At 69.5% G+C, this 26,142-nt stretch carries 29 protein-coding genes; 15 read left to right on the top strand and 14 right to left on the bottom strand.

What is annotated here, in order from left to right; all coding sequences use genetic code 11:
* Position 1 precedes the first annotated feature (1 nt).
* The 7 genes from efeO (FFI97_RS17550) (at position 2) to FFI97_RS17520 (ending at position 7,233) form a co-directional block, all read left to right on the top strand.
* On the top strand, positions 2–1,180 hold the full coding sequence (efeO, locus tag FFI97_RS17550) for an iron uptake system protein EfeO (protein ID WP_139702461.1): 1,179 nt from the start codon (positions 2–4) through the stop codon (positions 1,178–1,180).
* A 22-nt stretch (positions 1,181–1,202) separates the two neighbouring features.
* Positions 1,203–2,504 carry an iron uptake transporter deferrochelatase/peroxidase subunit gene (efeB, locus tag FFI97_RS17545; protein WP_139702462.1) on the top strand — a complete coding sequence of 434 codons (1,302 nt, stop codon included), beginning with the start codon at positions 1,203–1,205 and terminating at the stop codon, positions 2,502–2,504.
* 44 nt (positions 2,505–2,548) lie between these two features.
* A complete protein-coding gene (gene efeO, locus FFI97_RS17540) occupies positions 2,549–3,385 on the top strand; it encodes an iron uptake system protein EfeO (RefSeq protein WP_082818180.1) in 837 nt (278 codons plus the stop codon).
* A 140-nt stretch (positions 3,386–3,525) separates the two neighbouring features.
* Positions 3,526–3,825, top strand: coding sequence for a ferrous iron transport protein A (locus tag FFI97_RS17535; protein ID WP_070062301.1), 300 nt, complete (start codon positions 3,526–3,528; stop codon positions 3,823–3,825).
* Positions 3,818–5,713 (top strand): ferrous iron transporter B, encoded by a 1,896-nt coding sequence (locus tag FFI97_RS17530; RefSeq protein ID WP_139702463.1) that lies wholly within the window; start codon positions 3,818–3,820, stop codon positions 5,711–5,713. The genes FFI97_RS17535 and FFI97_RS17530 overlap by 8 nt, the downstream gene beginning before the upstream one ends.
* A 27-nt stretch (positions 5,714–5,740) precedes the next feature.
* Complete coding sequence (locus FFI97_RS17525) at positions 5,741–6,043, top strand: DUF6587 family protein (RefSeq protein ID WP_062477175.1); 303 nt, start codon at positions 5,741–5,743, stop codon at positions 6,041–6,043.
* Positions 6,044–6,048: 5 nt separating this feature from the next.
* Complete coding sequence (locus FFI97_RS17520; protein ID WP_139702464.1) at positions 6,049–7,233, top strand: FAD-dependent monooxygenase; 1,185 nt, start codon at positions 6,049–6,051, stop codon at positions 7,231–7,233.
* A gap of 264 nt (positions 7,234–7,497) precedes the next feature.
* Here the strand turns inward: FFI97_RS17520 and FFI97_RS17515 are convergent, their stop codons facing one another.
* From FFI97_RS17515 to kynB, 4 genes are all read right to left on the bottom strand, one after another.
* Positions 7,498–8,751, bottom strand: a complete 1,254-nt coding sequence (locus tag FFI97_RS17515; protein ID WP_139706514.1) for an SMI1/KNR4 family protein — start codon at positions 8,749–8,751, stop codon at positions 7,498–7,500.
* A gap of 94 nt (positions 8,752–8,845) precedes the next feature.
* Positions 8,846–9,706: a tryptophan 2,3-dioxygenase gene (gene kynA, locus FFI97_RS17510; RefSeq protein WP_095746431.1), complete on the bottom strand. Its 861-nt coding sequence runs from the start codon at positions 9,704–9,706 to the stop codon at positions 8,846–8,848.
* Positions 9,703–10,983, bottom strand: coding sequence for a kynureninase (gene kynU / locus FFI97_RS17505; protein ID WP_139706512.1), 1,281 nt, complete (start codon positions 10,981–10,983; stop codon positions 9,703–9,705). Before kynU ends, kynA begins: the two co-directional genes overlap by 4 nt.
* Positions 10,984–10,996: 13 nt before the next feature.
* Complete coding sequence (kynB, locus tag FFI97_RS17500) at positions 10,997–11,641, bottom strand: arylformamidase (protein WP_062477189.1); 645 nt, start codon at positions 11,639–11,641, stop codon at positions 10,997–10,999.
* A 176-nt stretch (positions 11,642–11,817) separates the two neighbouring features.
* Here kynB and FFI97_RS17495 point away from each other — a divergent pair, with 176 nt between their 5' ends.
* Positions 11,818–12,294 carry an Lrp/AsnC family transcriptional regulator gene (locus FFI97_RS17495; protein ID WP_062477192.1) on the top strand — a complete coding sequence of 159 codons (477 nt, stop codon included), beginning with the start codon at positions 11,818–11,820 and terminating at the stop codon, positions 12,292–12,294.
* 22 nt (positions 12,295–12,316) lie between these two features.
* On the opposite strand, the gene FFI97_RS17490 is transcribed toward FFI97_RS17495, so the two are convergent.
* The 4 genes from FFI97_RS17490 to FFI97_RS17475 are packed head-to-tail and all read right to left on the bottom strand — an operon-like array spanning position 12,317 to position 15,365.
* Entirely contained in the window at positions 12,317–12,634 is a 318-nt protein-coding gene (locus FFI97_RS17490; RefSeq protein WP_139706510.1) for a YkgJ family cysteine cluster protein, read from the bottom strand.
* Complete coding sequence (locus tag FFI97_RS17485) at positions 12,631–13,191, bottom strand: DUF2867 domain-containing protein (protein WP_139706509.1); 561 nt, start codon at positions 13,189–13,191, stop codon at positions 12,631–12,633. Before FFI97_RS17485 ends, FFI97_RS17490 begins: the two co-directional genes overlap by 4 nt.
* A 30-nt stretch (positions 13,192–13,221) precedes the next feature.
* Positions 13,222–14,157 (bottom strand): ornithine carbamoyltransferase, encoded by a 936-nt coding sequence (gene argF / locus FFI97_RS17480; RefSeq protein ID WP_139706507.1) that lies wholly within the window; start codon positions 14,155–14,157, stop codon positions 13,222–13,224.
* Positions 14,154–15,365: an aspartate aminotransferase family protein gene (locus FFI97_RS17475; RefSeq protein WP_139706505.1), complete on the bottom strand. Its 1,212-nt coding sequence runs from the start codon at positions 15,363–15,365 to the stop codon at positions 14,154–14,156. Before FFI97_RS17475 ends, argF begins: the two co-directional genes overlap by 4 nt.
* Before the next feature lie 160 nt (positions 15,366–15,525).
* Here FFI97_RS17475 and FFI97_RS17470 point away from each other — a divergent pair, with 160 nt between their 5' ends.
* Positions 15,526–15,864 (top strand): DUF3579 domain-containing protein, encoded by a 339-nt coding sequence (locus tag FFI97_RS17470; RefSeq protein WP_062477206.1) that lies wholly within the window; start codon positions 15,526–15,528, stop codon positions 15,862–15,864.
* Positions 15,865–16,028: 164 nt separating this feature from the next.
* Here FFI97_RS17470 and rpsT read toward each other — a convergent pair whose 3' ends face one another.
* Positions 16,029–16,343, bottom strand: a complete 315-nt coding sequence (gene rpsT / locus FFI97_RS17465) for a 30S ribosomal protein S20 (protein ID WP_056571937.1) — start codon at positions 16,341–16,343, stop codon at positions 16,029–16,031.
* A gap of 118 nt (positions 16,344–16,461) precedes the next feature.
* On the opposite strand from rpsT, the gene murJ reads away from it, so the two are divergent.
* The 5 genes from murJ (at position 16,462) to FFI97_RS17440 (ending at position 20,370) form a co-directional block, all read left to right on the top strand.
* A complete protein-coding gene (gene murJ, locus FFI97_RS17460; protein ID WP_139706502.1) occupies positions 16,462–18,015 on the top strand; it encodes a murein biosynthesis integral membrane protein MurJ in 1,554 nt (517 codons plus the stop codon).
* A gap of 64 nt (positions 18,016–18,079) precedes the next feature.
* Entirely contained in the window at positions 18,080–18,931 is an 852-nt protein-coding gene (locus tag FFI97_RS17455) for a SirB1 family protein (protein ID WP_062477211.1), read from the top strand.
* A gap of 13 nt (positions 18,932–18,944) precedes the next feature.
* Positions 18,945–19,373: a bleomycin resistance protein gene (locus FFI97_RS17450; protein WP_056571928.1), complete on the top strand. Its 429-nt coding sequence runs from the start codon at positions 18,945–18,947 to the stop codon at positions 19,371–19,373.
* Positions 19,374–19,496: 123 nt separating this feature from the next.
* The gene (locus tag FFI97_RS17445; RefSeq protein WP_139706500.1) at positions 19,497–19,919 is read left to right on the top strand and encodes a YciI family protein; all 423 of its coding nucleotides are present in this window, start codon (positions 19,497–19,499) and stop codon (positions 19,917–19,919) included.
* Positions 19,920–19,950: 31 nt separating this feature from the next.
* The gene (locus tag FFI97_RS17440; RefSeq protein ID WP_139706498.1) at positions 19,951–20,370 is read left to right on the top strand and encodes a YciI family protein; all 420 of its coding nucleotides are present in this window, start codon (positions 19,951–19,953) and stop codon (positions 20,368–20,370) included.
* Positions 20,371–20,377: 7 nt separating this feature from the next.
* Here the strand turns inward: FFI97_RS17440 and FFI97_RS17435 are convergent, their stop codons facing one another.
* Entirely contained in the window at positions 20,378–21,271 is an 894-nt protein-coding gene (locus FFI97_RS17435; RefSeq protein WP_260685144.1) for a formylglycine-generating enzyme family protein, read from the bottom strand.
* Between the two features lie 143 nt (positions 21,272–21,414).
* Here FFI97_RS17435 and FFI97_RS17430 point away from each other — a divergent pair, with 143 nt between their 5' ends.
* The gene (locus FFI97_RS17430) at positions 21,415–22,698 is read left to right on the top strand and encodes an RNA polymerase sigma factor (protein ID WP_139706494.1); all 1,284 of its coding nucleotides are present in this window, start codon (positions 21,415–21,417) and stop codon (positions 22,696–22,698) included.
* On the opposite strand, the gene FFI97_RS17425 is transcribed toward FFI97_RS17430, so the two are convergent.
* The 4 genes from FFI97_RS17425 to FFI97_RS17410 form a co-directional block, all read right to left on the bottom strand.
* The gene (locus FFI97_RS17425) at positions 22,695–23,690 is read right to left on the bottom strand and encodes a GlxA family transcriptional regulator (protein WP_139706492.1); all 996 of its coding nucleotides are present in this window, start codon (positions 23,688–23,690) and stop codon (positions 22,695–22,697) included. The two genes, FFI97_RS17430 and FFI97_RS17425, sit on opposite strands and share 4 nt — an antisense overlap.
* Positions 23,660–24,289, bottom strand: coding sequence for a DJ-1/PfpI family protein (locus FFI97_RS17420; RefSeq protein WP_139706490.1), 630 nt, complete (start codon positions 24,287–24,289; stop codon positions 23,660–23,662). The genes FFI97_RS17425 and FFI97_RS17420 overlap by 31 nt, the downstream gene beginning before the upstream one ends.
* Before the next feature lie 61 nt (positions 24,290–24,350).
* Positions 24,351–24,923, bottom strand: coding sequence for an isochorismatase family protein (locus FFI97_RS17415; RefSeq protein ID WP_139706489.1), 573 nt, complete (start codon positions 24,921–24,923; stop codon positions 24,351–24,353).
* A gap of 112 nt (positions 24,924–25,035) precedes the next feature.
* Positions 25,036–26,106, bottom strand: a complete 1,071-nt coding sequence (locus FFI97_RS17410; protein WP_139706486.1) for an AI-2E family transporter — start codon at positions 26,104–26,106, stop codon at positions 25,036–25,038.
* Positions 26,107–26,142 lie beyond the last annotated feature (36 nt).

Raw genomic sequence — 26,142 nt, 5'->3', positions numbered from 1 at the left:
GATGTCTTCTTCCTCTTCTTCGTCATCGACGCTCATGCGCGTCGCCGTGGGCGCCTCGGCGCTGCTGGTCGTCGCCGGCCTCGCGGCCTTCTGGTACGCCTCGAACCAGGCGCGCAAGGCGCCGCCCAAGGCGGTCGACCATGCCGTCACCGTCACGATCCGCGGCAACGCCTGCGATCCGAACGAGATCACCGTGCCCGCGGGCCGCACGACCTTCACCATCGTGAACCAGTCGAACCGCGCGCTCGAGTGGGAAATTCTCGACGGCGTGATGGTGGTCGAAGAGCGCGAGAACATCGCGCCCGGTTTCTCGCAGACCATGACGGTCAAGCTCTCGCCGGGCGATTTCGCCATCACCTGCGGCCTGCTGAGCAACCCGCGCGGCAAGCTGCACGTCACGCCGTCGGCGGCCTCGCTGGCCGAGGAGGCGCGGCCCTCGCTCGTCAACTACGTGGGTGCGCTGGCCGAGTACCAGGTGTTCCTGCGGCTGGAGGCCGCCACGCTCGACGACGCGGTGCGCGCGCTGGCCGATGCCGTCAAGGCCGGCGACCTGGCGCAGGCGCGTGCGCTCTACGCACCGGCCCACCAGGCCTACAAGCGCATCGAGCCGATGGCCGAGCTGTTCGCCGACCTCGACGCGCGCATCAACGCCCGCGCCGACTACTTCGAGAAGCGCGAGGCCGACCCGGGCTTCAGCGGCTTCCACCGCATCGAGTACGCGCTGTACGGGCAGGGCGACGCGAAGGCGCTGGCACCGGTCCTGGACCAGCTGCTGGCCGACATCGAGACGCTGCAGGCGCGCCTGCGCGAGCTAAGCGTGCCGCCCGAGCGGCTCGCGAGCGCCGCCTCGAAGTTGCTGCGCCGCGTGGCCGACAACCTGCCGGCCGGCGGCGAAGACCACTACGGCCATGCCGAACTGTTGAACCTGCAGGGCAGCTACGAAGGCACCAAGAAGATCGCCGACCTGCTGCAGCCGCTGCTCGTGAAGGCCGCGCCTGCGCAGCAGAAGGCCGTCGACGAGCGCTTTGCCGCCTTCGACGCCGCGCTGGCGCCGTACCGCGCCGGCGAAGGCTTCCAGCCCGCGCCGCTGGACGACGCGCAGCGCCAGGCGCTGGCCGTGCCGGTGCGCGCGCTGGCCGAGGAACTGGGCAAGGTGAACGCCGCGCTCGGTCTGGAATGAGTTGAGAGAGAACGACGACCCCATGGAACCGACGAAGAAGAACGACACCGCTCCTGCCTCGCCGCACCGCCGCCGCATGCTCGGCGCCGCGGGCGTGGCCTTTGCCGGGCTCGCCGCCAGCGCGCGCGCCGGCGCGGCCATTCCGGGCACGCCCGACACCGGCGCGCAGGTCACCGACGCGCCGCAGAGCACCCACACGCAAGACCGCGTGCCCTTCCGCGGCAAGCACCAGGCGGGCGTGGTCACGCCGCGCCCGACGGCCGGCATGATCGCCTCGTTCTACGTGCTGGCCGAGAACCGCGCCGACCTGGAGCGGCTGATGCGCACGCTCACCGAGCGCATCGCCTTTCTCACGCAGGGCGGCCCGCAGACCGACCCCGACCCCAAGCTGCCGCCCGCGGGCTCCGGCATCCTCGGCCCGGTGGTGCAGCCCGACGGGCTGACCGTGACGGTGTCGGTCGGTGCCTCGCTGTTCGACGAGCGCTTCGGCCTCGACAAGAAAAAGCCGCTGCGCCTGAAGCCGATGCAGCGCCACCCGAACGACGCGCTCGATGCGGCGCTGTGCCACGGCGACCTGTCGATCCAGTTCTGCGCCAACACGCCCGACACCAACATCCACGCGCTGCGCGACATCATCAAGAACACGCCCGACCTGCTGGTGCTGCACTGGAAGCAGGAAGGCTCCGTGCCGCCGATCCCGGCCGTGGCGGGCCAGCCGGCGGAGAGCGCGCGCAATTTCCTCGGTTTTCGCGACGGCTCGGCCAACCCCGACTCCGCGGACGACACGCTCATGAACAAGCACGTCTGGGTGCAGCCGAACGGCGACGAGCCGGCCTGGGCCGTGGGCGGCAGCTACCAGGCGGTGCGCATCATCCGCAACTTCGTCGAGCGCTGGGACCGCACGCCGCTGCAGGAGCAGGAGGCCATCATGGGCCGCCTGAAACCCAGCGGCGCGCCACTGGACGGCGGCAAGACCGAGCACGACGTGCCCGACTACACGAAGGACCCCGAAGGCAAGGCGACGCCGATGGACGCGCACATCCGCCTGGCGAACCCGCGCACCAAGGCCTCGGACGCCAACCTGATGCTGCGCCGGCCCTTCAACTACTCGAACGGCGTCACCAAGTCGGGCCAGCTCGAAATGGGGCTGCTGTTCATCTGCTACCAGGCCGACCTCGAGAAGGGCTTTGTCGCCGTGCAGACGCGCCTGGACGGCGAGCCGCTCGAGGAATACATCAAGCCCATCGGCGGCGGCTTCTTCTTCACGCTGCCCGGCGTGCAGGGCACCGACGACTGGCTCGGGCGCAGCCTGATGGCCGCCTGATCGCTCCCTTTTTCATCACCACCGCACCGCATCCAAGGAGATCCATGACCGTGCAGTTCCGCCGCCGCTTCCTCGCCGCTTTCGTCGCAGGCTTTGCCGGGCTCTACGCCGTCGGCGCGCAGGCCGCCGTGTCGCCGCTCGAGCTGGTCGGTCCGATCTCGGACTACAAGATCTACGTGACGCAGAACGTGCGCAAGCTGGCGGCCGACGTGCGCGTGTTCACCGCCGCCGTGAAGGCCGGCGACATCGAGAAGGCCAAGAAGCTCTACGCGCCCACGCGCACCAGCTACGAACGCGTGGAGCCCGTGGCCGAGCTGTTCACCGACCTCGACCAGTCGATCGACTCGCGCGCGGACGACCACGAGAAGGCCGAGAAAGACCCGGCCTTCATCGGCTTCCACCGCATCGAGTACAGCCTGTGGACGCTCAAGAGCACCAAGGACCTGAACCCCGTGGCCGACAAGCTGCTGGCCGACGTGCTCGAGCTGCAAAAGCGCCTGGGCGCGCTGACCTTCCCGCCCGAGAAGGTCGTGGGCGGCGCCGCCGTGCTGATGGAAGAGGTGGCCGCCACCAAGATCTCCGGCGAGGAAAACCGCTACAGCCACACCGACCTGTGGGACTTCCAGTCGAACTTCGAGGGCGCCTACAAGATCGTCGAGCTGCTGCGCCCGCTGGTCGTGAAGCAGGACAAGCCGTTTGCCGAGAAGGCCGACGCCAACTTCAAGGTGGTGTTCGACACGCTGGCCAAGTACCGCACGGCCGACGGCGGCTTCGAAACCTATTCGAAGCTCACCGAGCGCGACCGCAAGATGCTGGCCGGCCGGGTGAATACGCTGGCCGAAGACCTGTCCAAATTGCGCGGGATGCTCGGATTGAACTGAGTCTGGCCCCGGGGGACGCGCTCATTTCAGGCTGACCCGGGACTTTTTGGGGTTGGTCAGGTTTTCGCGAGTGAGAATTGCTAGCATCTGGCTTTTGCTTACTGGCGCGCCCCGGGGTTTCCGGGGGGCGCACCTCCACCGTGCGAAACAACGACCTCGGCGCAGCGCCGACCACCACCGCGCTGAGCCTCGACCAGCTTCCGTCCCATCAGTGGGCCACCGTGCTCGACGTGGCCCGCCCCGACAGCGCGGACGACCGCGAGCTGGTGCTGCGCCTGACCGAAATCGGCTTCGTGCCGGGCGAGGCCGTGCGCATCGTCGCCACCGGCACCCCGGGCCGCGAGCCGCTGGCCGTGCGCCTGGGCCACACCACCTTCGCGCTGCGCCGCCACGAGGCCGCGCTGATCCACGTCACACCGGGGGCCGCGAACCATGGTTGAAGCCGTCATCCAGGGGCCGGGCCGTCTCGGCGCCACCGCGCAGCCCGCGCGCATCGCGCTGCTGGGCAACCCCAACTGCGGCAAGACCGCGCTCTTCAACCTGCTGACCGGCAGCCGCCAGAAGGTGGCCAACTACGCCGGCGTGACCGTCGAGCGCAAGGAAGGCACGCTGCGCACGCCGACCGGCCGCCGCGTGTTCGTGCTCGACCTGCCGGGCGCCTACAGCCTGAACGCCCTGAGCGCCGACGAGGCCGTCACGCGCGACATCGTCACCGGCCAGGCGCAGGAAGCGCTGCCCGACCTGCTCGTGTGCGTGACCGACGCCACGAACCTGCGCCTGAACCTGCGGCTGGTGCTCGAAGCGCGCCAGCTCGGCCTGCCGATGGTGGTGGCGCTCAACATGACCGACATGGCCAAGAAGCAGGGCATCGCGGTCGACACCGCCGTGCTCTCGCGCGAACTCGGCGTGCCGGTGATCGAGACCGTGGGTGTCCACACCGGCGGCGCGAAGAACCTGCTCGAGGCGCTCGACGCACCGGTCGCCGCCGCGGCGCCCCAGCCCTGGAAGGCGCCCGGCCTGGACGACGTGCTCGCCACGCAGCGCGAGGTGCGCCGCATCCTCGGCCTGGCCGTGAAGGAGCCCGTGGGCAGCCTGGACACCAGCGACCGCATCGACCGCGTCGTGATGCACCCGGTGTGGGGCATGCTGGTGCTGGCGGTCACCATGTTCCTGATGTTCCAGGCCGTGTTCAGCTGGGCCAACGTGCCGATGGACGCCATCAAGGCCGGCACCGAGGGGCTGGGCAACCTCATCAAGACGCACATGCCCGAAGGCATGCTGCAGAGCCTGCTGGTCGACGGCGTGATCGCGGGCGTGGGCGGCGTGATCGTGTTCCTGCCGCAGATCCTGATCCTGTTCCTGTTCATCCTCGCGCTCGAAGATTCCGGCTACCTGCCGCGCGCGGCCTTCCTGCTCGACCGCCTGATGGGCACCGTGGGGCTGTCGGGCCGCTCGTTCATTCCGCTGCTGTCGAGCTTTGCCTGCGCCATTCCGGGCGTGATGGCCACGCGCACCATCAGCAACTGGCGCGACCGCATCACGACCATCATGATCGCGCCGCTCATGACCTGCTCGGCGCGGCTGCCGGTGTATGCGCTGCTCATCGCGGCCTTCATTCCGGCGCGCGAGGTGGGCGGCATCTTCAACCTTCAGGGCGTGGTGCTGTTCGCGCTGTACGTGTTCGGCATCGTCTCGGCAATGGCCGTGGCCTGGGTGATGAAGCGTTTCCGCGATAGCACGCGGCACTCGCCGCTGCTGATGGAGCTTCCGGCCTACCGCTGGCCGAACCTGCGCAACCTGGCGCTGGGCCTCTATGAGCGGGCCTGGATCTTCATCCAGCGCGTGGGCACGATCATCCTCACGCTCACGATCCTGCTGTGGTTCCTGTCGACCTTCCCGTCGCCGCCCGAAGGCGCGACCGGCCCCGCCATTCAATACAGCCTGGCCGGCATGATCGGCCGCGGGCTGGAGCACATCTTCGCGCCCATCGGCTTCAACTGGCAGATCTCCATCGCGCTGGTGCCGGGCATGGCCGCGCGCGAAGTCGCGGTGGGCGCGCTGGGCACGGTGTATGCGCTCTCGGCCACCGGCGACGACGTGGCCAGTGCGCTGGAGCCGCTCATCGCCGGCAGCTGGTCGCTGGCGACCGCGCTGTCGCTGCTGGTCTGGTACGTGTTCGCGCCGCAGTGCATCTCGACGCTGGCGGCCGTCAAGCGCGAAACCGGCTCCTGGAAATACGTGTGGATCATGGCGGGCTACTTATTCGCCCTGGCATACGTGGCATGCTTCTTGACCTATCGCATTGCACTCGCTGTCGGCGCGGGGTAAAACCACAGGGAAAGGGTTGAAGAAGACATGACACAGCAACTGATCGTCGGATTGATCGTCGCGGCCGCCGCGCTCTACGCGGTCTGGCGCTGGATGCCTGCCGGCTGGCGCCGTGGCGCCGCGCGCAAGTTCGCGGCCGGCACGCAGCGCGCGGGCCTCATCGATCAGGCCCGCGCCGATCAACTCGCCGCCTCGCTGGCCAAGACCTCGGGCTGCGGCTCGTGCGACAGCTGCGGCAGCTGTGCTCCCAAGAAACCCGCTGGCGCCGACCCGGCCGACAGCCACAGCAGCCCCGCGCTGACTTCCACCACGCCCAGCACCGGACGCTGAGTCCGATGCCCGCGCACATCCTCGTCGCCGGGGGCGGGATCGGAGGGCTGGCCACGGCGCTGGCGCTGTCCCGCGCCCACCACCGCGCCGACGTCTTCGAGCAGGCCGCCGACTTCGGCGAAATCGGCGCCGGCGTGCAGCTCGGCCCCAACGCCACCCGCCGCCTTCAACAACTCGACCTCGGCCGCGGCCTCGCAGCCATCGCAGCGCGTCCGGAGGCGCTGGTGGTCCACAGCGCCGGCAGCGGCGCCGAACTGGCCCGCATGCCGCTGGGCGATGCCATGCAGCAGCGCTACGGCGCGCCGTACTGCTGCGTGCACCGCGCCGACCTGCACACGCTGCTGCTCGATGCCGTGCGCGCGCAGGGCACGGGCTCGCTGGTCACGGCCGCGCGCATCCGCCAGGTCGAGACCAGCGACGACCTCGTCTGCGTCTCGAGCACCGACGCGCGTGCGTGGGAGGGCGAGGCGCTGGTGGGGGCCGACGGCCTGTGGAGCCTGGTGCGGGCGCAGCTTGAATCCGAATCTGCTGAAGCGCCGCCGCGCGTGACGGGACACACGGCGTGGCGTGCGCTGGTGCGTCAGGCCGACCTGCCTGCGGCGTTGCGTCGTTCGCGTGTGGATGTGTGGCTCGGGCCGCGTTTGCATGCGGTTGCGTACCCGGTGCGCGCGGGGGATGCGCTCAACGTCGTCGTGATCGCCGAATCTGCACCGGCTGGCAATGCGCGCGATTGGGATCAGGCCAGCAGCCTTGTCGCGCTGAAGCAGGCGATGGGGCGCAGCTGTGCGAGTCTTCAGTCATTGCTCGACGCGATGCCTGCTTGGCGTGCGTGGACGCTGAGCGACCGGGCGCCTGTGGCCGGCCCTGGCGACATGGCGCACGAGCGCGTGGCGCTGGTAGGCGATGCTGCGCATCCGATGGTGCCGTACCTTGCGCAAGGGGCGGGCATGGCGATCGAGGATGCGGTCGCGTTGGCGGATGCCCTGGGCGACACCTCGGCGCTGGGTGTGCCGGCTGCGTTTGCACGCTATGCCGATGCGCGCTGGGAACGCAACGCGCAGGTGCAGGCGCGTGCGCGTCGCAATGGCGAGATCTTTCACGCCACCGGGGCGGTGCGTTTGGGGCGTGACATGGCGATGCGCTTGTTGGGGTCCCGGTTGCTCGATCAGCCCTGGCTGTACGGCGGTTGATCCAGGGCGCGTGCCCAGGCCACCGGGTACTTCCCTCCGCGAATGTCCCCCGGGGCTTCGCCCCTCCTCCTTGATTTCGCTGCGGGAAGCACCCAGTGCCCTGGGCACGGGACGCCGCGCTGGTGTGCAGCCGATCGACAACCGCACTGCCCAACGCTCACGCCGATGGGGTGCCTTGCGCAGCGAAATCAAGGAGGAGGCCGCAGGCCGGGGGACATTCGCGGAGCAAGGCTCCCCGTCGGCGGGAGCGTCGCCCTGAAAGAATCAGAGCCGGAACGTCTGCAGATGCTCGATGCGCTCGGCGAGACCTTCCTGCCCCAGGTAATGCCCATGCGTCCCATCGCGCATCTGCGCGAGCGTGGTTTCCAACTCGACCAGCATCGCGTCGCGATCCGCCACGAAGGCCGGCGGTACATCGATGCCGATCTGCGTGCATGCGTCGGCGATCAGGTGCGCGCTGGCGGGCGCACCGCAGGCCGCGCATTTCACGATGGCCGCCACGGTCGGCTCGGCGCCGTTGTCCAGCAGGGCGCTCGTGAGTTCGGGCGAGATCTGACCGTCGATGTTGCGCAGCACGTCGGATGCCACCGGCGCGCCTGCGCGCACCAGTGCTGCCGCGGCGGCGAAGGCGCTGTGTCCCACGGCCACGTCGGTGGCGAGTGCACTGCCTTCATGCGGCCCTTCGAAGTTCAGGCCTGCGGCGGCAAGTTCGGCGACCAGCGCAGCGTCGTCGGTGGCAATCGCGTGGCGCAGCGCCGCGCGTGCCAGCGCCGGGTGATGGCGCAGCGTGCCGTCGGCCAGCGGCGTGCGCCAGTCGACGATGGCGCGGCAATAGAAGGTGACCAGCTTGTCCATCAGGTCGAGGTCCAGCCCGTAGCCTTCGTGGCGATCGTCGAGGTAGGCGAGCAGCGCCTGCCCCGAGAAGTAGTCGCCCGTCGGCGCCAGCGGGTCTTCGTCGAGATGCAGCGCCGCGAAGGCGCCGTACAGGTCGGCCGCGACGGGGCTCAGGCCGTCTTCGTGCAGCGCGTGCGTCCAGGCCGGCGGCAGGCCCTGCTTCCACGCGATGACCTGGCCGTGCGTGGCGCCGGGCTCGACCACCGCGTAGACGCGGTCGCAGTACTCGAAGCCGCCGAAGGGCAGGTGCGTGAGCTTGCCGCTCCAGGGCGTGCCGCTGTCTTCGGCCGCTTCCTCGGCGAGTTCCTGCTCGTGCTCGATCCAGCCCTGCAGGTCGCGGTAGCCGTCGCTGCCGTCCCAGAACAGCTCCGACCAACTGACGCTCTCGACGTTTCCGTTCATCGGCAACGCGAGGTCGTAGTCGAGGCGCCCGCCCGCCGTGTGCTGCCACAGCGCGACCAGCGCTTCGGGCAGTGGCCCGGCGCACAGCGCCTGCACTGCATCGATCTGCTGCTGCGGCATCGGCGGCTGCGCGTCGAAGATCACGCGATCGGCGAACAGCACGACGCCATGTTCGCGCAGGGTGGAGAGCTCTTCAACAGAGAACGAGGTGTTGTTGTTCATGGCAGCGGCCTCCGTGTTCTCCAAAATGTAGCGCTTTGCGCCGATGGAGCAACCCTCGTTCGCCCGGGGCTGCTGCAAGCCCCCGCATGTCGCACTACAGATCGGTGCGCAGCTTCCAGATCTCGGGGAACAACACCACGTCGAGCATCTTGCGCAGGTAGCTCACGCCGCCCGTGCCGCCGGTGCCGCGCTTGAAGCCGATCACGCGTTCGACCGTGGTCACGTGGCGGAAGCGCCAGAGGCGGAAGGCGTCTTCGAGGTCGGTGAGTTTTTCGCCGAGCTGGTACAGGTCCCAGTGGTCGTGCGGGTTGCGGTAGACCGTGAGCCAGGCGGCTTCGACGCCGTCGCTCGATTCGTAGGGCTGGGTCCAGTCGCGCTCCAGGCGGTCGGCGGGCACGGGCAGGCCGTGGCGTGCGAGCAGGCGCAGCGATTCGTCGTACAGCGAGGGCGCGCGGTAGGCCGCGTCCACCTGCGCGAGCAGGTCGGCGCGGTGGGCGTGCGGCTTGAGCATGGCGGCGTTCTTGTTGCCGAGCAGGAACTCGATGCAGCGGTACTGCGCGCTCTGGAAGCCGCTGGAGTTGGCGAGGTAGGGGCGCATCGCCGTGTACTCGGGCGGCGTCATGGTCGAGAGCACAGTCCATGCGCTCACCAGCTGTTCCATGATGCGGCTCACGCGCGCGAGCATCTTGAAGGCGTCGGGCAGGCGCTCCTGCGCGATGCACTGCACGGCGGCGTGCAGCTCGTGCAGCATGAGCTTCATCCAGAGTTCGCTGGTCTGGTGCTGCACGATGAACAGCATCTCGTCGTGCGCGGGCGACAGCGGATGCTGCGCGTTCAGGATTTCGTCGAGGTGCAGGTAGTCGCCGTAGCTCATGGACTTGCTGAAGTCCAGCTGCGCCTTCTCTTCGTGGACGATGGACTCGGGGGTCTTGTTGTTGTCGTTGTCGGTGCTCATGTCACTGCGTTCTTGCGGTTGAATTCGGCGCGTCGCCACTCGCCGGTCTTGAGCACCTGCACGAGGTGTTCGACCGAGTGCCACACGTCCTCGAAGCCGACATACAGCGGCGTGAAGCCGAAGCGCAGGATGTCGGGCATCTGAGAATCGCCGGCGCGGTAGTCGCCGATCACGCCGCGCGCGATCAGGGCCTGCACGATGGCGTAGGCGCCTTCTTCGCGGCTGAGGCACACCTGCGAGCCGCGCAGTGCGTGGTCGCGCGGCGTGACGAGTGACAGGCCCTGGCCGGCGCAGCGTTCTTCGACCAGGCGGATGAACAGGTCGGTGAGCGCGAGCGACTTGGTGCGCAGCGCGGCCATCGCACCGCCGGTGCCGTTGAAGGCTTCGGCGGCCAGCACGGTGTCGAGTCCGCATTCGAGCCCGGCCAAGGCGATGACCGGTTGCGTGCCGCACAGGTAGCGGCCGACGCCTGGGGCAGGGCGGTAGTGCGGCGTGAACTCGAAGGGCGCCGCGTGGCCCCACCAGCCGGACAGCGGCTGCTCGAACTGGCCTGCGTGCTTCGTGTTCACCCAGGCAAAAGCGGGCGCGCCGGGGCCGCCGTTGAGGTACTTGTAGCCGCAGCCGATCGCGTAGTCGGCGTCGCTGTCGTTGAGCGCCACGGGCACGGCGCCCGCGCTGTGCGCCAGGTCCCACACGGTGAGCGCGCCCGCGGCGTGCGCGGCGGCGGTGACGGCCTTCATGTCGTGCATGGCGCCGGTGCGGTAGTTGACGTGCGTGAGCATGAGCACGGCGACCTCATCGGTCAGTGCGGCTGGGAGCTCACTCGCATCGATCAGCTTCAGCGTGAAGCCGCGTTCGCGGCACAGCGATTCGGCGATGTACAGGTCAGTGGGAAAGTTGCTGCGCTCGCTCACCACCAGCTTGCGGCCGCTGGCCTTCTGCTGCGAGAGCGCGGCGAACAGCACCTTGTAGAGATTGACGGAGGTGCTGTCGGTGCACACCACTTCGCCGGGCGCGGCGCCGATCAGGCGGGCCACCTTGTCGCCCAGGCGCTGCGGCAGGTCGAACCAGCTCGCGGTGTTCCACGAGCGGATCAGGCCTTCGCCCCATTCCTTGGCGACCACGTCGGCGATGCGCGCGGGCGCGGCCTTGGGCAGCACGCCGAGCGAGTTGCCGTCGAGGTAGAGCACGCCCTCGGGCAGGGTGAATTGGTCGCGCAGGGCGCGCAGCGGGTCTTGCGCGTCGAGGGCGCGGCAGTCGGCAAGGGTCGTCGTCATGGAAAGGGTGGTTTCAGCGGGGAAGTTCGCGCAGCACGGCGCGCACGGGGGAGGCATCGGCGCTTGTCAGCTTGAGCGGCAGCGCGATGAGTTCGTAGTCGCCCTCGGGCACGGTGTCGAGCACGAGGTTTTCGAGCACGCGCAGGTCGAGGTGGCGGATGCGCTGGTGGCTGTCGAGCGTCTTGCTGTCGGCCGGGTCGATGCTGGCGGTGTCGATGCCGATGAGCTTCACGCCCATGGCGGCCAGGCGCTCGACGGTGGCGGGTGCATAGGCCGCGAGCTGCGGGTCCCAGCGGTCGACGGGCATGGCCGGGTAGGTGCGCACGAGCACGCGCGGGGGCAGCGTGTCGTTCACGGCATGCGCGATGTGCTCCCAGGTGACCAGCGGGCCGCGGCCGATCGCATGGATCACGCGGCAGGGGCCGAGGAAGGGCGTGAGGTCGACCTGGCCGATGGTCTGGCCTTCGGGGGCGTAGTGCAGTGGCGCGTCGGCATGGGTGCCCACGTGCGGCGACAGCGTGATCGCGCTCACGTTGACCGGGCAGCCGGGGCCGATGGTGGCGCACCACTGCTGCGAATACGGCGTGTCGCCCGGGAACACCGGGCTGCCGGCGTGCACGGGGGCGGAGATGTCCCAGAGTCGGAGCGGGGCGGTCATGGCGGGCGGCAGGGCGAAGGAAGAAAAAGGGCAGTGTGGGCCGGTTGGAGTCGCTTCACAAGGGGCCGGCGGGTGCCGAATGCTATGCGCAGTGACTGCCTTGAGTCGAGAAGTTATCCATCAATCATCGAAAGATTGAATAATCTATTCAATCGACAGGAAATGGAGAACAAATCATGCAAGCCGACCTCGACCGAACCGACCTCCAGCTGCTGCGCGCGCTGCAGGACAACGCCCGCCTGACCTCGGGCGAGCTGGCGCAGATGGCGCACCTGTCGCAGTCGCCGTGCTGGCGCCGGGTGAAGAAGCTGGAGGACGACGGCGTGATCGGCGGCTACCACGCGGGCCTGAACCGGCGCGCGCTGGGCTTCGGCGTGCTGGCCTTCGTGATGGTCGGCATCGACCACCAGACCGAAATTTCGTCGCGCGCCTTCGAGGACGCGGTGTGCGCCATTCCCGAGGTGGTGATGTTCCACGGCATCTCGGGGCCGGCGGATTTCATCCTCGTGGTGGTCGCGAAGGACCTCGATGCGTATTCCGACCTGCTGCAGCGCAAGCTGCACCGACTGCCGGGCGTGCGCCATGTGCAGACGCATTTCTCGCTGCAGGAGTTCAAGGGGCAGCTCGGTGGATTGCCAGTGCCCGTCGCCTGACCTGGCCTGGCCTGGCCTGTCGTCAGTGCAGTTCGTCGGACAGCATCGGCAGCCCATGCCGCAGGCGCGCACGCTGACAGGCGTCGCTGCCGGCCTGCAGCTCGTGGCAGGGGTTCGGCCGCCATTCGTAGATGCCGCAGGCCACCGACTGGCCGATCTTGCCGGTGAGCGCGGCGCAGCGCGGCGGCGTGTGGTCGGTGCCGCGCATGCGGCACAGGGCGTCGTTCACGTCGACCGCCAGGCCCGAGGGCACGCGGCCGCCGTGGTCGTCGAGCTCGTGCACGCTGAAGTCGACGCGGTAGCTGGCGCAGCAGGCGCCGCAGGTCTGGCAGGGATTCATGAGGCGAGCAGCGCGGCGTCACGCACGCGCTGCAGCATGCGGCGGCGGATCAGCCCGCTCGCGGGACGGATCAGCAGCCAGTAGGCGGTGAAGCGGCGCTGCGCGGCGGCATCGCCGCACCAGACCCGGGTGCGGGTGGTGAGGCGCGTGCCAGTGCCTTCGGGCTCGGCCGTGAAGTGAAGCACCAGCTTGGCCAGGCCCGTGGCATCGAGCGCGGCGAAGGCCGGGCCGTCGGCCAGCGGGACCAGGCCGTAGTCGAAGCGCCAGAAGCGGCCGGCCAGGCCGAAGGCCAGTTCGCGCTCGCCGTCGCGCCCCAGCGGCGTGAAGTCGGCAAAACCGAAGGCCTCGCGCTGGCGCAGCGTGGGAGCGGCGAGCCCGAGCCGGCTGGCCAGCCGGTTCGGCAGTTCGCGCAGCGCGATCAGGCTGCGCGCCACGGGGTCGTCGGTGATCTCGGGCCGGGCCGCCATGTCGAGCACGCGCGCGGGCGACGCGGGCACGTGGAGGCTGTGCGTCTCCGCGAACTGGTAGCGCGGCAGGTAGCGGTTCATCAGCTCCATGCGGCGCTCCGTTGGTTCAGTGGCGCGATGTCAGAGCCTGCCGAGCAGCAGGAACTCCATCAGCGCCTTCTGTGCGTGCAGGCGGTTCTCGGCCTCGTCCCACACGACCGACTGCGGGCCGTCGATGACCTCGGCCTGCACTTCCTCGCCGCGGTGCGCGGGCAGGCAGTGCATGAAGAGGGCGTCGGTCTGGGCGATGCGCATCATGTCCTCGTCGACGCACCAGTCGGCGAAGGCCTTGCGGCGCGCTTCGTTCTCGGCCTCGTAGCCCATGCTGGTCCACACGTCGGTGGTGACGAGGTCGGCGCCGCGGCAGGCTTCCATCGGGTCCTGGAAGACCTTGTAGCTGTCGCCCGAACGAATGCCGGCGATCGACTGGTCGACCTCGTAGCCGCTGGGCGTGCTCACGTGCACGGTGAAGCCAAGAATTTCAGCGGCCTGCAGCCAGGTGTTGGCCATGTTGTTGCCGTCGCCGACCCACGCCACCGTCTTGCCCTGGATCGAGCCGCGGTGCTCGATGTAGGTGAAGATGTCCGCCAGGATCTGGCAGGGGTGGAACTCGTTGGTCAGGCCGTTGATGACGGGCACGCGCGAGTGCGCGGCGAAGGCGTCGATCTTGGTCTGCTCGTAGGTGCGGATCATCACCAGGTCGACCATGCGGCTGATGACCTTGGCGCTGTCCTCGATGGGCTCGGCGCGGCCCAGCTGGCTGTCGCCCGTGGTCAGGTGCACCACGCTGCCGCCGAGCTGGTACATGCCGGCCTCGAAGCTCACGCGGGTGCGCGTGCTGGCCTTCTCGAAGATCATGGCCAGCGTGCGGTCGACCAGCGGCTGGTGCTTTTCGTACGTCTTGAACTTCTTCTTGATGATCGCCATGCGATCGAAGAGGTAGACGTACTCGTCGGCCGTGAGGTCCGAGAACTGCAGGTAGTGGCGCAGGGCGTTCGGTGCGGCGGCGGTCGTCATTGCGCAACGGGCTCCGAGAGGAAGGTTTTGACGATCGGCGCGAGGATCGCGACGATCTCGTCGGCTTCGGCAATGCTCAGGATGAGCGGCGGCACGAGGCGGATCACCTTGTCGGCCGTCACGCTCAGCAGCAGGCCGGCGTCGCAGGCGCGGTTCAGGATCGCGCCGCAGGGCCGGTCGAGCTCGATGCCCAGCATCAGGCCCTGGCCGCGGATCTCCTTCACGCCGGGCAGGCTGCCGATTTCGCGCTCGAGTGCGGCCTTCAGGTGCGCGCCCACGGTGGCGGCGTTCTCGAGCAGCTTGTGCTCTTCCATGATGCGGATGGTTTCCACACCGGCGCGCATGGCCAGCGGGTTGCCGCCGAAGGTGGTGCCGTGGTTGCCGGGGCCGAAGATGTTGGCGGCCTTGGGGCCGGCGACCACGGCGCCGATCGGCACGCCCGAGCCCAGGCCCTTGGCCAGCGGCATCACGTCGGGCTTGATGCCCGCCCACTGGTGCGCGAACCACTTGCCGGTGCGGCCCATGCCGCACTGCACTTCGTCGATCATCATGAGCCAGTCGCGCTCGTCGCACAGCTGGCGCACCTGCTTGAGGTAGTCGACGCGCATCGGGTTGATGCCGCCTTCGCCCTGGATGGTTTCGAAGAACACGGCGACCACGTTCGGGTTGCCTTCGGTGGCCTTCTTCAGCGCCTCGATGTCGTTCAGCGGCACGCGGATGAAGCCTTCGACCAGCGGGCCGAAGCCGGCCTGCACCTTGGGGTTGCCGGTGGCCGACAGCGTGGCGATGCTGCGGCCGTGGAAGGCGGCTTCGTAGACGACGATCTCGGGGCGCTCGATGCCCTTGTCGTGGCCGAACTTGCGCGCCAGTTTCAGGGCGGCTTCGTTGGCTTCCAGGCCGGTGCAGCAGAAGAAGGCGTTGGTCAGGCCCGACAGCTCGGTCAGCTTGGTGGCGAGCTGTTCCTGGCCGGTCACGTGGTAGTAGTTGGAGCTGTGGATCAGCTTGGTCAGCTGGTCCTGCAGGGCGGGCACCAGCTCGGGGTGGTTGTGGCCCAGCGTGTTGACGGCGATGCCGCCCAGCCCGTCGAGGTAGGCCTTGCCCGTGGTGTCCCAGACTCGGCAGCCCTGGCCGTGCGACAGCGCGATCGGCAGGCGACCGTAGGTGTTCATGACGTGGGGCGAGGTGGGTTGCTGGGCGGTGGCGCTCATTCGGTTCTCCAGATAGGGAACGCGAATTCTAGGCGTGCGGTTTGACGGCTTCGTTGAGGATTCCGCATCACAGCAATGCCCCCCATTCAGGATGCAAAAAGGGCCCCGGATACAATCGCTTGCTGCACCGCAGCACCTGTTCCGGTCGCCTCACTTCACGATGATTTCCCCCAACGCCAAAGAAATCTTCATCCAGGGCATCACCCACGATGGCCGCACTTTTCGCCCCAGCGACTGGGCCGAACGCCTCGCCGGCGTCATGTGCTCCTTCCGCCCCGGCGGCGCCTACCCGGGCAGCCACCTGAGCTATTCGCCCTGGTGCATTCCCACGACCATCAACGGCGTGAAATGCGTGGTGGTGAACCGCGCCCTGCGCGACGCCGAGCCCATGGCCTGGGACTTCTGCGTGAACTTCGCGAAAGACAACAACCTCCAGGTGGCCGAGGCCTGCCTGGTGCCCGACCCGGCGGACACGCCGCCCCCTCCCAAAAAGACCTGACTTCCAGGTCTTTTTTTTGGGCTGCGCAGGTTGCTCGCGCCTGGATGCTTTTCGAGCGCCCATGAAAAAACCGCCCGAAGGCGGTTTTTCACTTTTGCTTGCTGCAGCGCACCCCGATCAAACGGCGGACCGGAGGATTCCGGTCCGGGCTTGCCTGACAGGTGTCAGGCGGCGGCCTTTTCAGGCGCCAGGGCGAGGGCCTTGACCTTGGCCGACAGGCGGCTCTTGTCGCGGGCGGCCTTGTTCTTGTGGAAGATGCCCTTGTCGGCGACGGTGTCGACGATGCTCTGGGCCTTCGCGAACAGTTCGCTTGCCTTGGTCTTGTCGCCAGCCAGAACAGCCTTTTCGACGTTCTTGACAGCGGTACGGTATTTGGAGCGCAGCGAGGTGTTCGCAGCGTTGAGCTTGACGTCCTGGCGGACGCGCTTGCGGCCCGACGCGAGGCGCGGGTTCTTCTTCTTGGGCTTGGCGGATGCCATATTTAGTGTTCCTTAGGTGTCTGAGGATGATGCAGCAAAGCCCTCCATTATAGGCCGGGTTCCGGTTTTTGCCGAATTGCCTGCTTTTGCCACCTTTCGCAGCCCTACACTCGCCCCCGTGTCCCTGTTCAAATCCGCCTCCACCGTCTCCCTGCTGACCCTCGCTTCGCGGATCACGGGCCTCGTGCGCGACGTGCTGTTTGCCTCGGTGTTCGGCGTCAGCGCGCTCACCGACGCCTTCAACGTCGCCTTTCGCATCCCCAACCTGTTTCGCCGCGTGTTCGGCGAGGGCGCCTTCAGCCAGGCCTTCGTGCCGGTGCTGGCCGCGCGCAAGACCGAGGCGGGGCAGGAGGGCGCCCGGGAGCTGGTCGACCACGTCGCCACGCTGCTGACCTGGGCCCTGGTGGTGCTGTGCGTGGCCGGCGTGGCCGGCGCGCCGCTGCTGGTCTGGGCCATGGCCAGCGGCCTGCAGGGCTTCGACGCCGCCGTGGTCATGACGCGCTGGATGTTCCCCTACATCGGCTTCATGTCGCTGGTGGCGCTGGCGGGCGGCATCCTCAACACCTGGCGCAAGTTCGCGGTGCCGGCGGCGTCGCCGGTGCTGCTCAACATCGCGCTGATCCTGTCGATCTCCATCGGCGCGCCGCTGTTCCGTCGCTACGGCATCGAGCCGATCTACGCCCAGTGCGTGGGCGTGATGGTCGGCGGCGTGCTGCAGCTGGCCCTGCAGATTCCGGCGCTGCGCGCATTGGGGCTCATGCCGCGCATCGGCGCCAGCTTCAAGGCGCTGCGCGCCGCGTGGACCGATCCGACCACCCGCAAGGTCATGAAGCTCATGCTGCCGGCGCTGCTGGGCGTGAGCGTGGCGCAGATCTCGCTGCTCATCAACACGCAGATCGCCTCGCACCTGGCCACCGGCAGCGTGACCTGGGTCACCAACGCCGACCGGCTGATGGAGTTTCCCACCGCCATGCTCGGCGTGGCGCTGGGCGTGGTGCTGATGCCCCAGCTCGCCGGCGCCCGCGCCGCCAAGGACGACGCGCGCTACTCCTCGCTGCTCGACTGGGGCCTGCGCCTCGTGGTGCTGCTGGCGGCGCCGTGCGCCGTGGCGCTGCTGCTGTTCGCCAAGCCGCTCGTGGCGGTGCTGTTCCACAACGGCGCCTACACCGGCGAGGACGTGGGCCGCACCACCGTGGCGCTCATGGGCTACGGCGTGGGGCTGGTCGGCCTCGTGGCGGTCAAGGTGCTCGCGCCCGGCTACTACGCCAAGCACGACACGCGCACGCCCATGCTGATCGCCGTGACGGTGCTGGTGTTCACGCAGGTGCTCAACTTCTTCCTGGTGCCGTTGCTGCAGCACGCGGCGCTGACGCTGACCATCGGCATCGGTGCGCTGGTCAACGCGCTGTGGCTGCTGATCGGCCTGATCCGCCGCGGCAGCTACACCCCCGAGCCCGGCTGGGGCAAGTTTGCGCTGCAGGTGCTGCTGGGCACCGTGGTGCTGGCGGTTTTGCTGGCGTGGGGCGCGCACTATTTCGACTGGGTCGGCCTGCGCGCGCAGCGCCTGCACCGCATCGGCCTGCTGGCCGCGCTCATCGCCGGCGCCGCGCTGCTCTATTTCGCCGTGCTCACCGCCGCGGGCGTGCGCCTGCGCAGTTTCATGCGCCGCTGAAGCGCCGTTGGCGAGCCGGAAAACACTGCCTTGACGCTCCCTGCGGGCTCCTCTACAAAGCCATATGACGTTCAGCTACCAGGTTCCCACGGCACTGGAATATTTCGAGTCGCTGGTCGGCAGCGATGACCACTTTCCGCTGCTCGAAGCGGCCGCCAGCATCGCGCAGGACGAATACCCCGAACTCGACGTGCAGCAGGTGCTGGGCGACGTCGACCAGCTGCTCGCGCGCCTCAAGCGCCGCCTGCCGGCCGACGCCGCGCCGCTGGCCCGGCTGCGCGCGCTGAACCAGTTCTTCTTCAGCGACCTGAATTTCGGCGGCAACGTCAACGACTACTACGACCCCGACAACAGCTACCTGAACGCCGTGCTGCGCACCCGCCGCGGCATCCCGATCTCGCTGGCCGTGCTGTGGATGGAGCTGGCCCAGGGCCTGGGCCTGCAGACGCGCGGCATCAGCTTCCCGGGGCATTTCATGGTCAAGGTCACGCTGCCCAAGGGGCAGGTCGTGATCGACCCGTTCACCGGCAAGTCGCTCTCGCGCGAAGAGCTGGGCGAGCGGCTCGAACCCTACAAGCGCGGCAACGGGCTGGTCGGCGAATTCGACGTGCCGCTGGGCCTGTACCTGCAGCCCGCGAGCCCGCGCGAGATCATCGCGCGCATGCTGCGCAACCTGAAGGAAGTGCACCACGCCCAGGAAGACTGGCCGCGCTACATCGCGGTGCAGAACCGCCTCATTGCCCTCTTGCCCACCGCCTGGGGCGAGCACCGCGACCGCGGCGTGGCGCATGCCGAGCAGGGCCATGCGGCGCTGGCCGTGCGCGACCTCGAAACCTACCTCGCCAACGCCGAAGACGCGCTCGACATCGACGCGATCGCCGAGCGCGTGGCGCTGCTGCGGCGCCTGGCCAACTGACCGCCCCAACGCCATGACCGACACCCGCACCGGCGTGAGCGCGGCGCCCGACCTGGGCACGCTGCACGAATTCCACGGCGTGCAGCCGGTGCTGCCGGTGTCCGACGTCTCGCGCGCCGCGCGCTGGTTTTCCGAGGTGCTGGGTTTCGAGATCGACTTCATCGCCGGCGAGCCGCCCAGCTACGCCCGCGTGATGAAGGGCGACCGCAGCTATGGCGACCCCGTGTACCTGCGCCTGTGGCAATGCGGCAGCCGCGAGGCCCGGCCCTGGCGCGGCGAAATCGTGATCCACGTCGGCAAGGACATCGACGGCCTGCACGCCGCCTATGTGAAGCGCGGCGTGACCATCATCGAGCCGCCCACGTCCCAGCCCTGGGGCCTGCGCGAATTCGCGATCCGCGAACCCGACGGCCACGTGCTGCGGTTCTGCGGCTATCTCTGAAACACAAAATTACAAGCAGATCGATGCGGCCGTGTCGATCCGTGGCCCGCTCGCGCGACGTGTGAACAGGAGCACGCAGATTCCGGCGTCTCCCGATCCCCACCCACTTTCAGGAGAAACGACATGCGATTCATGGTTCTGGTCAAGGCGAGCAAGGATTCCGAAGCCGGCGTGATGCCGAGCACCGAGATCCTCACCGAGATGGGCCGGTTCAACGAGGAACTGGTCAAGGCCGGCGTGCTGCTGGCGGGCGAAGGGCTGCACCCCAGCTCCAAGGGCGCGCGCGTGCGCTGCGAAGGCAAGAAGCGCACCGTCATCGACGGCCCCTTCACCGAGACGAAGGAGCTGCTGGCGGGCTTCTGGCTGCTGCAGGTCAAGTCGAAGGAAGAGGCCATCGAGTGGATCAAGCGCAGCCCGTTCCAGGAAGGCGAGATCGAGATCCGCCAGGTCTTCGAGGCCACCGATTTCGGCGACGCCATGACGCCCGAGCTGCTGGCGCAGGAAGACCGCCTGCGCGCCGAGTCGGCTGCCAAGGCCGGCCGCTGAACCTCATCCATTCCTCGAAGGAGAAACGATCATGCGATTCATGCTGCTGATGATTCCCCACGGCTACGAAAACGCCGCGCCCGGCACCGTGCCCGACGACGTCGAACGCGTGGGGTCGATGATGGCCTTCAACGAGTCCCTGCAGAAGGCCGGCGTGCTGATCGGCTGCGAGGGCCTGCATCCGCCGTCGATGGGCGCGCGCGTGAGCTTTCCGGGCGGCAAGCCGAAGGTGGTCGACGGCCCCTTCGCCGAGGCCAAGGAAGTGCTGGGCGGCTACTGGCTGATCGACGTCGCCTCGCGCGCCGAGGCCATCGAATGGGCGAGCCGCTGTCCGGGCAGCGAGAACGAGGTCATCGAGATCCGCCAGGTGCAGGAGATGGAGGACTTCTCGCCCGAGGTGCAGGACGTGGCGAGCGAGTTCACGTCGATGCAGCAGACCCTGAAGAAGTAAGCGGGCCCTAGTCTTCTCGCACCAGCCGGATGCCCACCAGCGTGTAGCGTGTGTCCGGCGCATTCCAGTTGCGGTACGACGAGCGGGCATAGAAAGCCCAGGTGTGCCAGGAGCCCCCGCGGCGCACCCGCACGGTGCCCGTGGCCGGGCCCTGAGGGTCGTCGGCCGGGGAGCGCGCGTAGTATTCGTCGCCATGCCAGTCGGCCACCCACTCCCACGCATTGCCGTGCATGTCGTAGAGGCCCCAGGCGTTCGGCGCGAAGCTGCCGACCGGGGCGGTGAAGGCAAAACCGTCGTCGCCCGCGAGCGCCATCGCGCGCCAGCGCGGCCAATGCGCGGCGCTGCGCGTGTCGAACACATTGGCCCCGCGCAGCAGCGTGGCCGGATCGTCCCCCGTGCTGTAGCGCGTGCGCGTGCCGGCGCGGCAGGCGTACTCCCACTCGGCCTCGGTCGGCAGGCGGTAGCGCCGGCCCTCCGTCTGGCTCAGCCAGGCGGCCAGCGCCTGCGCGTCGTTCCAGCTCACGTTGACCACCGGGTGGTCGTCGCCCTGCGCGAAGCCCGGGTTGCGCCACGAGTAGCGTGGGTCGCGGCCCTCGAAGGCGTCGCCGCGCCGCGTGGTGGCGGGGTCGTAGTCGGCGCGCCAGCCGTAGCCGCCGGTGCCGTCGGCCACCGATTCGGGCACGTAGCCCGAGGCCTCGAGGAAGCGCCGGAACTGGCCCACCGTCACCTCGTGCCGGCCCATCCAGAACGCCCGCGTGATGCGCACCTTGTGCACCGGCCCTTCGTCGGCCAGCTGGGTGAAGCGCTCCTTGGGCAGTTGGGGGTAGTCGCGCGCCAGCGCCTCGGGCGCCTCGTCGCTGCCCATGAGGAATTCGCCGGCCGGCAATCGCACGAAGGCCATGCCCAGGCTGTTGCGCTCCACGGCGAGGTCGTCCGCCCGGACGCCCCCGCAGGCGAGGCCGAACGCGAAACCCAGGCTCCACAAGACGAGGCGTGGTGTCATGGCCGCATGCTATCCGGCCCGCCGCGCCGCAGCGAGGCCGCATGAGCAGCGGACCAGACACCGCCGCCATCCACCGCGCCATCGAGGCGGTCTGGCGCATCGAGTCCGCGAAGATCATCGCCGCGCTCGCGCGCAAGGTGCGCGACGTGGGCCTGGCCGAAGAGCTGGCGCAGGACGCGCTGGTGGCCGCGCTCGAGCAGTGGCCCGTCGACGGCGTGCCCGACAACCCCGCCGCGTGGCTCACGCAGGTGGCCAAGCATCGCGCCCTCGACCGCCTGCGCCACGTGCAACTGGCCGAGCGCAAGGCGCCCGAGATCGGCCGCGAGCTCGATGCGCTGCACGCCATGGCCGAGGCCGACTTCGCGCAGGCGGTGGATGCGGCGCTCGACGACGACATCGGCGACGACCTGCTGCGCCTGGTGTTCACCGCCTGCCATCCCGTGCTCTCGACCGAGGCGCGCGTGGCGCTCACGCTGCGGCTGATGGGCGGCCTCACGACCGACGAGATCGCGCGCGCCTTTCTCGTGCCCGAGGCCACCGTGGCGCAGCGCATCGTGCGTGCCAAGCGCACGCTGGCCGAGGCGCGCGTGCCTTTCGAGGTGCCGCGCCGCCACGAGCTCGAAGCCCGGCTGGCCTCGGTGCTCGAGGTGCTCTACCTGATCTTCAACGAGGGCTACTCGGCCACCGCCGGCGACGACTGGATGCGCCCCGCGCTGTGCGACGAGGCGCTGCGTCTGGGCCGCATCGTGGCCGAGCTGGTGCCCGGCGAGGCCGAGGTGCACGGGCTGGTCGCGCTGATGGAAATCCAGGCCTCGCGCACCGCCGCGCGCGTGGGCGCCTCGGGCGAACCGGTGCTGCTGCTCGACCAGAACCGCGCACGCTGGGACCCGATGCTGATCCGCCGCGGCCTGGCGGCGCTGGCGCGCGCCGAAGCGCTGGGCGGCGCGCTCGGCCCCTACGCGCTGCAGGCCGCCATCGCCGCCTGCCACGCCCGTGCGCGCACCGCGGGCGAGACCGACTGGGCCCGCATCGCGGCGCTGTACGACGCGCTGTCGCCGTCGCCCATCGTCGAGCTGAACCGCGCGGTCGCGCTGTCGATGGCCTTCGGGCCGGCGGCCGGGCTGGAGGTGGTCGATGCGCTGCAGGACGAGCCCGCGCTGAAGGGCTACCACCTGCTGCCGACCGTGCGCGGCGACCTGCTCTTCAAGCTGGGCCGCCACGACGAGGCACGCCGGGAGTTCCAGCGCGCCGCCTCGCTCACGCGCAACACGCGCGAGCAGGCGCTGCTGCGGGCGCGCGCAGAGGCCTGCGGCGACAAGCCTTAGCGGACGGGCGCGGACGTGCCCGCGGAGGGCGAGCCCGGCAACCCGAACTGGTGCCACGCGCGGCGCAGTTGCGTGTCCGAGCCGAAGCCCGACAGCTCCGCCGCCCGCGTCACGCTGGCACCCGAGGCCAGCGCCAGTTGCGCTGCGGCCAGCCGCAGCCGGCGCAGGTAGGCCAGCGGCGCCACGCCCGCGTGCTCGACGAACAGGCGCGTCAGGTGCCGCGCCGAGGTGTGGGCGACCTCGGCCATGCGCGGCACGCTCCAGTCGGCCTGCGGTTGTTCGCTGACCGCGTCCTGCACCCGGTGCAGCGCCGCGTGCAGGTGGTTGCGGTAGGCGAGAAAGGGCGACAGCTCCGGGTCGTGCGGGCCGCGCCGCAGCGCGACCACCATCGCCTGCGCCACCTGGGCCGCCAGCGCCTCGCCGCAGGTGTCGGCGATGCGGTGCAGCATCAGGTCGATGCCCGTCGTGACGCCCGCGCTGCTGTAGACCGGCGGGTCGATCACGAACACGCGGTTGCTCACCACCTCGCAGCGCGGCTCCACGGCGCGCAGCTCGTCCAGGTGATGGTGGTGCGTGGTGACGCGCCGGCCCGCGAGCGCGCCCGCGTGCGCCGCGAGCAGGGCGCCCGCGCAGACCGTGACCAGCTCGACGCCGCCGCGCGTGAAGCGCTGGCCGCGCAGCCAGTGCAGCAGGTCCTGCGCCTCGGGGGTGTCGGTCGCGATGGTGTCGCCCGGCAGGCCGACCAGCACCACCCAGCCCGGGCCATCCCACTGCGCCGGCAGCGGCGACAGTCCCGAAAGCGCGACGCCGACCGAGCCCATGACGGTTGGGCGCGGCCCCGCGAATTCGATGACGAAGCGCTCGGGCTGGCCCGCTGCGCGCAGCCGCTGGTTGGCGATGCGCAGCGCCTCGGCCGGCCCGGCCCAGTCAAGCACCAGGCTGTCGGGCAGGAGCACGAAGACTACGCGGACAGGGGCTCGTTGCAGGTCCATGCGTAGTCCATCTGGCGCGCGGTGCGCTCGGCCAGGTCGCGCCCTGCCAGGCGTTCGACCAGATGCAGGCTCATGTCGATGCCCGCGCTGATGCCGGCCGAGCTGACGATGCGGCCGGTGTCGACCCAGCGCACGCCGTCGCGCACGTCGAGTTGCGGGAATTGGGCGCGCAGGTCGGCGAGGTCTTCCCAGTGCGTGGTGACCGCCTCGCGCGTCACGACGCCGCTTTGCGCCAGCAGGAAGACGCCGGTGCAGACCGAGGCGACCAGCTGCGCGCCGGCCGCGCACCGGGCGATCCAGCGCAGGGTGTCGGGGCTCGCCATGGGCGCATCGACCACGCCGCCGGGGATGACCAGCACGTCGGCGGTGGCGGCGGCATCGGCCAGCGTGTGGTCGGCGAGCAGCCGCAGGCCGGCGCGCGCCTGCACCGGTTCCCCGGCGCGGGTGTGGGCGACCGAGGCGACCTCGAAGGGCGCGGGCGCACCCGGCTGCAGGCGCTGGTGCACGCGGGCCGCGGTGGTGAAGACCTCGAAGGGGCCGGCGAAGTCGAGCGCCTCGACGCCGTCGTAGGCCAGGATGCGCACGCGCAGCGGGGTCATTGAAATACCTCCGTGCTTCGCACTTCGGTGCGAGCTTGCTTGGGGCGGCCCGGCGCGGCGCTCATGCGGTCGCGCCTTCCGTGGCCCGCGCCAACGCCTGCGCCACGCTGCAGACCGTGGCGAAGCGCCCGTCCAGTACGGTCGCCGTGCGCGCCTTGATGTCGGCGGCCGACAGCTGCCGGCCGTCGGGCTGCACCATGTCGAAGGTGAGGGTGGCGTCGGTCACGTAGTCGACCTCCCAGCCCAGGTCCGAGGCGTGCCGCGTGGTGGTTTCGCAGCACTGTTCGGTGCGGATGCCGCTCACGATCAGGCGGCGGATGCCGTGCTGCGTGAGCCATACGTCGAGCCCGCTGTTGACCAGCGCGCTGTGGCGGTGCTTGGTGAAGGTGGCGGCCGCCTCAAAGGACGCGAGGCCCTCGATCGGGCGCACATGGCCCGATTCGAGCGCGAAGGGGTTGGCGGGGGATGCCGGCGCATCGACGTGGAAAACGCGCACGACCGGCAGTCCGGCCGCCACGGCGCCGGCGATCAGCGCGTTCTGGGCCTCGAGGTAGGGCGCGAGCAGGGCCGCGTTCCAGTAGGGGCGGTGGCGGAACGATTCCTGGGCGTCGATCACAATCAGACAGGTGGTCATGGCGGTGGCGGGCAAGGCAAAGTGGATGATGCCGCCTATTCTTGGGCGCCGCCAGCGCTTCGTCCGCGCCAAAGCGGACCGGAACCGATCAGATCAGGACATCAATCAGCCTCTAGACGAGGCCGCCCGCGTGCAGTTCTTTTTTCAGGTACGCGTAGTACAGCGGCGCCGCCACCAGCCCGGCGGGGCCGAACACCGCCTCGGCCACGAACATCACCGACAGCAGCTCCCACACGCGCATCTGCGTGCGTGCGCCGACCACCTTGGCGTTGATGACGTACTCGGCCTTGTGGATCAGGATCAGGAAGCCCAGGCAGGCCGCGGCCGTGACCGGCGACACCGACAGCGCCACCAGCGTGATCACCGAGTTGCAGACCAGGTTGCCCACGATCGGCACCAGCCCGGCCACGAAGGTCAGCGTGATGAGCGCGGGCGTGTAGGGCAGTTCCAGGCCCCACAGCGGCATCAGGAACAGCAGGAAGATCGCGGTCAGCAGCGTGTTGAAGGCGGCGATCCAGAACTGCGCCGCCACGATCTGGCCGAAGGCCTCGCCGAAGGTGGTGATGCGCTGGAACATCTGCTGCGCCAGCGGCCGGCGCTGGGCCGGCGCCGGCGCCACGGCGGCCAGCGCGCCGATGATCAGGCCCACGTAGGCGAACAGCAGCCCGCCCAGCCAGGCGCGCCCGGCCATGGCGAGCGAGCCGGCCTGCGTGCGCAGGTAGTTGGCGACGATGCGCTGCACCTCGGCCGCGCCCTCGGGCAGGTAGACGGCGATGTCGGGCGGCAGCTTGGAGCGCAGTTCGAGCACCGTGCGGGCCGTGTAGTCGAGCAGTTCGCGGTACTGGTCGGGCGCATCGAGCACGTACTCGCGCGCCTGCGAAAACCCCAGCGTGACCAGGCCGATCGGGCCCAGCAGCACCAGCGTGACCGCCACCACCCGGGCCAGGCTGCCGGCGGCGGAGCGCAGGGGCTTCAGGCGCGACAGCCAGCCGCCCAGCAGACGGGCGAACCAGCGTGCTACCAGGAAGCCGATGCACACGCACAGCAGCCCCGGCAGCAGGTGCTGCCACATCACGAGCATCAGCCCCGCGAGCATCAGCAGGTAGCTGGCCAGTACCACGTGGCGGGAGGCGGCGGCCGGGGGCGGGGCGGCGAGGGTGGCGTCGGGCAGCGGCGTGGCCATCCGGGGAGCGGGGCGTGCGGTGAGAAAAAGAAAAAA

The sequence above is a fragment of the Variovorax sp. KBS0712 genome (assembly GCF_006323185.2).
GTDB classification, from domain to species: domain Bacteria; phylum Pseudomonadota; class Gammaproteobacteria; order Burkholderiales; family Burkholderiaceae_C; genus Variovorax; species Variovorax boronicumulans.
Note: the sequence above shows the minus strand (reverse complement) of the source record. Positions and strands in the feature narration are given on the sequence as shown.